The sequence below is a fragment of the Secundilactobacillus hailunensis genome, assembly GCF_005405185.1.
In the GTDB taxonomy this organism is placed as follows: Bacteria; Bacillota; Bacilli; order Lactobacillales; family Lactobacillaceae; genus Secundilactobacillus; species Secundilactobacillus hailunensis.
On record NZ_BJDO01000071.1, the window covers coordinates 1 to 7,451 of the forward strand.

Annotated in this window: 1 protein-coding gene; it reads left to right on the top strand. The window is 42.9% G+C overall.

Annotated elements, in window-relative coordinates; genetic code table 11:
* Nucleotides 1–638 precede the first annotated feature (638 nt).
* A partial coding sequence (locus tag FFM73_RS11770) for a KxYKxGKxW signal peptide domain-containing protein (protein WP_137631870.1) occupies nt 639–7,451 on the top strand: 6,813 nt, incomplete at its 3' end.

The following is a 7,451-nucleotide window of genomic DNA, read 5'->3' on the forward strand; positions in this document are numbered from 1 at the left end:
TAGTCACCTTAGAAGCTACCGCAAATGCGGGGTTTTTGCATATAATTTGCTTTAATCAATGGGCTACTCGACAAATGTTACAAAACTAGCACTACACGTTAATATTAATATTGGACATTTAATTTCCCTGCCTTTACTTTTGGTTTGGTCGCTGTAAAGTATAACGCCTGGGAGACTAGGTGTCCTTTTTTTGCAAAAAAACAGGCCTAAGTTTCTCAGTGTTGAACTTAATCAACACTAAAAAGCTTAGACCCAATAATTTCCTCAATAGGCGGAGATCGATGTGTTGATTATGATAAGTAACAGCTTTTAGGACCTCCTAACAATCAATTCTTGGTTGTTAGGAGCTTTTTTTGGCTAAAAATATTTTTTATATAATAAACAGCCAAACATTTTAGGCATTTCACAAGGTCCAACACTTTTTTTATAAAAAATTAGGTGGCTTTATTGATTAACCTATAAAGGTGAAGTTAATATAGTTTACCCTTTGTTTTGGAAGTGTTATATTATTTATTGTATTAAGACGATGATGTCTAGTAGGAGAGAGATCATTGTTGATTTTATGAAATTTTTAGGCATTTTTGGAATTTTTACTTGGTAACGCCGGATACGTTATCGAGGTGATGGGGGCTTAATTTATGGAAAAAGACTATCGAAAAATCTCTAAGAACAACAACTTAGGGGAACAAGAGAAGGATCATCTACACTATCGGATGTACAAGGCCAAGAAATCCTGGTTATTTGCTGGGATATTTATGCTTGGTCTTTTAAGCGTGGCTTCACCCGTTAAAGCGGCTACACAACCGGCTATTACAGATAATAGCAGTGTGGCTACGAGTGCGACTAGTGCTTCAACGAAGACAGCAGATGATGTTAATACATCTGCTGTTGTGTCAAAAGCAACATCTAACTCGGACAATATGTCGAATGTGTCACAATCTGGAACAATTTCAGATTCAGATGTAAAAACTGCAACTGCACGAGCTAACCAAACGACTCCTACAACGAATGCGGATACCAGTACGACACAGTCAAATTCGAATACAACAAAGGCAAGCGATGGAACATCGGCTAAAGCTGTGTCTGACACCAGTACGACACAGTCAAACTCGAATACAGCAAAGACAAATGATGGAAAGTCGGCTAAAGCTACGTCTGACACTACAAAGGGTGTAGTTACACAGCCTGATAGCAGTGCAGGTAGTCAACAGACCCAGGCTGCTCCTACGAGTGGTGCTAAGGATAATACAACAGTTCAAAAAGCAGTTAGCGATGCGGCTTCGACCGTTACACCTACGACTGATGTACCTTCAGAAAGCTCAAACAAACAGTTAACTGATGGGACAACGGGTCAAACAACACCTAACGTAGATTCTAAAAACACTGCCGGTACACAAACTGCCGCAGCGACTACTGAGCCTGCTTCAAATGTAAGGGTTACCAACTTAAATGGCGTTGATAAAATCACCTTGATTGACCCAACGACTGAAGAGCTTAATCAAGCCAGACAGTCCGCCGCTTCGCTTTATAAATCAAAAGGCATGACTGTCGAAATCGACGTTGTTGGTGCTTCCACTAATTTACCAGTTGGCGATCCTACTAATGCAAATTATCAGGCTGGGTATCAAGCGGCTGCTAATGATTTGGCTAAAAATAATGGATCTGCATCCATTAAGAAGGTCGGTAGTTTTATTGGTTCAACTCCTGGTGTTGGTATTGATTATTCGTTACTCAGTAACTTGTATGACCTTGGTAAGGTTTATGAAGCAGGTCGAATAGCAAATGGTGTCGATGTATCTAAGGATATTCATTACACTGTAGATGGTTTGGGTCAAAATGACACTAAGACTGATGTCCCAACTACTAAAACGGATACGCCGTACAACATTGATATCAGCAATCCCAATTCTTGGTGGATAGATCCTAGTAATGATGGAGTTAAGTACACAGGCATCCTTGGATTAACGAAAGACGATTCTTTACAGAAAGATACCAATTTCCAAGCCGGCTACCAAGCCTTCATCAAACAATGGGCACAAGGATTAGATGATTTTTACACTGCCTTAGGTAGCTCTTTAAAGAGTTATGGTGACGATTATGCGAATGCAATTGCTTATCAAGCAGGAGTTGATTCTGGTAAAACTATTCCACTAAAAATTTGGGAACCACTCCAAGGAGGGTATAACGTCCTTGATCATACTCTTGATAAGCTGACACTTGCGTCAAACAATAAGTTAAACGTTCAAAGTCTCTATCTGGCTTCGGTGACCACAGCTATTAACCAGATGAAGACTCAAGTAACGGATACCACTGCTATCAATGCTATTCAAAAGAATTTGGAAGATGTCGTTCACGTTTGGAACTTTTACATTCCAATGTTTCAACCGTTGATCCAGTCTTATCTTGAAAAGGCAATTATGAGCGATCCAGTCTCATTGGCTGGACAAAATGGGTTTGATGCACAATTTCTAAATGATGGAACTACATTTGCCGATATTACATTTAAAATTATGAATGGTTTTGATTATGGTGGAGCTACTATCGGACTTGGCGGTAATGTCAAGTTTCCACGTGAGATTTTCTCGGAATTTGTTACGCAAATCTATCCTGCTATCAGAAACGTGATTGAGCATGTTGATTACGTTGCTGCAATTGATGGCGAAAATGATTTCTTTAATGATTATCTTAATAAAGCCAATGCGATCACTAACAACAACGGTACTTTAACTACGAGTGATAGTGTTAAAACCTCTGGGTTGCTTAGTTTTGACAATAATCAAGATGCTAAAGACAGCACTAAGTTATCTCATGATGGCTTTTACACAACGGCTGATACGGCTTTTGGAAAGATCAAAGAAGCAGCGTTTGAAGCCGCAATTAGTGGTAAGGGGGCCGATGCCAGTCAGTTCTTATTAAGTGCAAGCAATACAAACGGTAAGACTGTTGTTAAAGATAAGAACGGCAATGTCTATCAAGACTATTCAACTTATCTTGATGGTACCAATGCCATGGTTCAATCCGTCTACAACGCAGAATACCAAGCAGTTAAACAAGCCGTGGCTGACTACAAAGCAGGAACTAAGCATAATTACACGGTTACCTACACGACTTACGCCGATGGTTCCTACACCACAAAACTAAATCAAGTTGCTGGTAACGATGGCACCTTTACGTGGACCAACCCCGCTTCAACTGATGATACCAAGGGTTGGTATCAGAAGGCAGTTGGGACCACAACTTCTTATACTGATGGTCAAACCGGCGCGCAGGCGAACAAATATGCAACTTATGATATTAACGTGGCTGATTACAACAACATGTACAACTATTTAGCTTCTCAGAAAGACGCTACGCCTGCTACCGTTGTTGCAACTGTTAACTACGTTGTCAATCCTAATATGGCTAATGAAGTTAGTGTCGGGACAGGGAATGCAGTAGGTACAGACGGCAAGACCTTGACGGTAACATTGACTCCGCCAGCTGGATTTACGCTGAGTGATCCTTCCGTGACCACATGGAACGTCACTTTAAATTCAAAGGGGACCAATGAAACCAAAGTTGGTGTATCCCCAATTATTTACGATGTGAATAATCCAGGAACATTACCAGGCACTTCGATTGATTATTTGCAGGGTACGGTTAATGAGACGGATGTTGTCAAGAATTCGGATGGCACTGTTTTAAGTTCTAACCCTGGTACACCTGTGAAGATCAAACGGACCGCGCAACTTGACCCAACGACTAAAGAAGTGGTTTACAGTAATTGGGAAACAACGGATAATTCTGCCACAATTATCAGCAAATTATCTGATGCGCAACTATCAACTTTAGCAGGTGCAAATCAAGCACCTGTCGTTTCAATTCAGATTAAGAATGGTGATTACCAAGCTAATAATCAGACTTATCAAGGGGCACTTGTTAACACGCTTAACGGTAACGTTGATGTGACGAGTACTGATTTGAAGAATCAACGGGTTACCAACCCTAACGTTACTTCAACTGGTAATGATAACGAATACCTGGGTCAAAAACCTGCTGAAACATTTAACATCACCCGGACAGTTAACGTTATTGATGCCAAGAATCTGAAAGGGACCATCACCGTTAACACGAACTACACCGGTGACTATACCAAGAATCAAAATACTAGTACACCAGTGAACGTTACTCGGACTGCCAGTGTTGATGCTAATGGTCAGGTGACTTATGGCAATTGGACTGTTAATGGCAGTACGACCTTAGTAAACGGCATTTCAGCTAATGATACTGGTGTTGCGCAACCCGGGTTTATTGTTACCGTTGACGGCGGCGATGTCTATACCAGCGACATGTTTAATCATTATATTGCCACCGAAACGCCTACTGATACCGGTTTTAGTGCAACGGTTACCAGAATGGTCACCTATGCAGCAAAAACCTATTCAGTGACCAACCCTGGTGATTCAACTAAAGGTGATCCAGAAGGTACTGAAGCTAAGTATTTGGAAGGTACGATTAGCATTAACCGGACAAACACCGGTGATTACACCGCAGCAGTTAAGCCACAACCAATTGCTGTCACTCGTACAGCAACTGTTGGCAAAGATGGTGTTGTTACTTATGGTAATTGGGAGACTAGTGCAGGCAATCAAGTATTAGTCGCAGCTCTGACACCAACAAGCACTGGTATTCTACAGGATGGCTATACTGCAACCATTGCTGCTGGTAGCACCGATTACACAAGTGATTCGTTTAATATTGATATTAAGGGGAAGACACCTACTGATACCGGCTATACTGGTGTTGTCAATCAAGAGGTTAATTACAAAGCTGGTTCGATTTCATACACGGTAACTTTTGTAAATACCAGCACTAACCAACAGGTAACTACAATTAATATGACTTCTCCAACAGGGTCAACCGTTAACCTTTTAACTGATTCTCGTGTTTTGGATGCACTCAATACTAATCCCGCATTGGCTGGAGAATATATGATTACACCAGCTACTAATACAACCAATCCTAATCGCTACGTAGACGCACTTAAAGTTACAAATGGTAATGCTTATGGGGTCTATGTTACCAAATTAGCTGCTCCGATTGTGGTCACCTTTATTGATACTGATGGTAATAGCATTTCTAATAGTAAAGGACAATCAAATTATGTGATTAAGGCAAATACACCTGGCAGCGAATTACAGATTGGGCAGAACTATAATTTAACCCCCGATCAGATTATTGGCTACACCTATCAAAAGTATAGCTTTAACAATGTGGCAGGTGATTCAACGCAGCCATCAGTTACACTTACTGATGGAGCAAATAACATTAACTTAGTTTACGCGAAGACGACCTATACCAAGGATCATCCAGGTGTTACAGGCACAGATCCAGAGGGTTCACAGGCTAAATACTTGAACGGTGTTATCACCGTCAACTACACAGCTAGTGGGACTACAGCGGATATCAGCAGTCATAATCAGACCATCCATGTTTTCCGGACGGCTACCATTAATGCTGATGGAAAAACGGTTAGCTATACGCCATGGACGACAAATACAGATGGGAAAGTTTCAGTAAATGAGCCTGTCAACTTGGTTGATGCGTTAACTACAGCCAATGCGCCAGCAGTCAACGGCTTTACCGTTGCTGGTGTGAGCGGCGATACTGGTGCGTTTACGGCAACAGACATGGCTGGGATAACACCAAGCGCAACTGATACGGCAACCACTAAGATGTTAAACCGGATTGTTGACTACCAGGCAGTTGAGTATACTGTCGATCATCCAGGTACGGTTGAGGGTACTCAACAGGATTATCTGCAAGGTACGGTCACTGTTAACACCAGTTATACTGGATTGGGAACGCCTAAGGGACCTGACACTATGCATGTGGCAGTTCAACGCACGGTACACGTTAATGCGGATGGCAAGACTGTAACCTATAGTAATTGGGTTTCTAAGTCTGGTTCAACAACGTTGGTAGATGCATTTACAACCGCCGATGCCACTCCAGTTACTGGGTATGATGTGACGGGCGTAAGTGGTGATACCGGTGCTTATGATAGTGCTGACTTTAATGCTGCACTCGCCGGTGATCCTACCGTAACACCAGCTGTACCCGCAGAAAAAGCAGCTGACGGTTATAAAGCAACGTTAAATCGGAACGTCAACTATACAAAGCACAGTTGGGGTCCAACCGATGGTGGTGGTACCAATGATCCAGAAGGTTCACAAGCTAAGTATTTGAACGGTGTTATTACCGTTAACTACACAGCCGATGGAACTACAGCTGATATTAGCAGTCATGACGAGACCATTCATGTTTACCGGACGGCCACCATTAATAATGATGGGACTAAGGTTGACTACACGCCATGGACGACAAATACAGATGGAAAAATTTCAGTAAATGAGCCTGCCAACTTAGTTGATGAGTTGACTACAGCTAATGCTCCGACAGTCAACGGTTTTACCGTTACTGGTGTGAGCGGCGATACTAGTGCATTTACAGCAACAGATATGGCTGGGCTAACACCGGGTGCAACTGATACAGCAACTATGAAGACGTTGGCACGGACTGTGAACTATACGAAGGATTCAACTACTACAACTACTAATGACCCTGATGGTGGCACAACCACCACGAAGGTCGATGGTAATGGTGTAGTTACTCAAATTACGAAAAATTGGTCTGATGGTGATACGTCAAATATAGTTATTGATGAAACTGGCAGTGCAGCCTTCACTGAAACACCAAAAGATCAACCAAGTTTGCCAAATCAGACAGTTACGCCGGGTACTACGGCAACATCTGGTAAGACTACGATGGCGAATAATGAACCGGATGGAATTCAGCTGACTCATAAATTTGACGATGCTCCAAGTGTGAATGAGACAATCGACAAGAATGGTAATGAGACAATTAGTCTGGTTGGCAATGCACTTTCAGTTGATTCAAAGGACTACTACAACACGATCACGACCACGGATCCTGAAGGTGGGACTACCACTACGAGGGTCGATGGCAGCGGTGCCGTGACCGAGGTGACCAAGAACTGGTCAGACGGTGATAAGACGGTGGCCGTCGTGCAGACGACACCAACGACCGATCCGAAGACGGGCGAGACTGGCACAACGAGCGTTGTGACGGTAACGGAAACGCCAAAGGATCAGCCAAGCTTGCCGGACGTTACAGTTAAGCCAGGTGAAAGTGTCAAGACCGGCAAGACGACGGTTACGAACGATAACCCTGGTGTCACCATGACCCACGACACGCCAGGGACGGATACTAAAGGTAACCCAATGACTGACCAGACGGGCGAGAACGTTAACCCAGATGGCAGCAGTTCCTTCTTTAAGGTAGCTGAACCCGTATCAACGACGAAGGATGGCTACTACAACACGATCACGACCACGGATCCTGAAGGTGGAACTACCACTACGAAGGTCGATGGCAGCGGTGCCGTGACT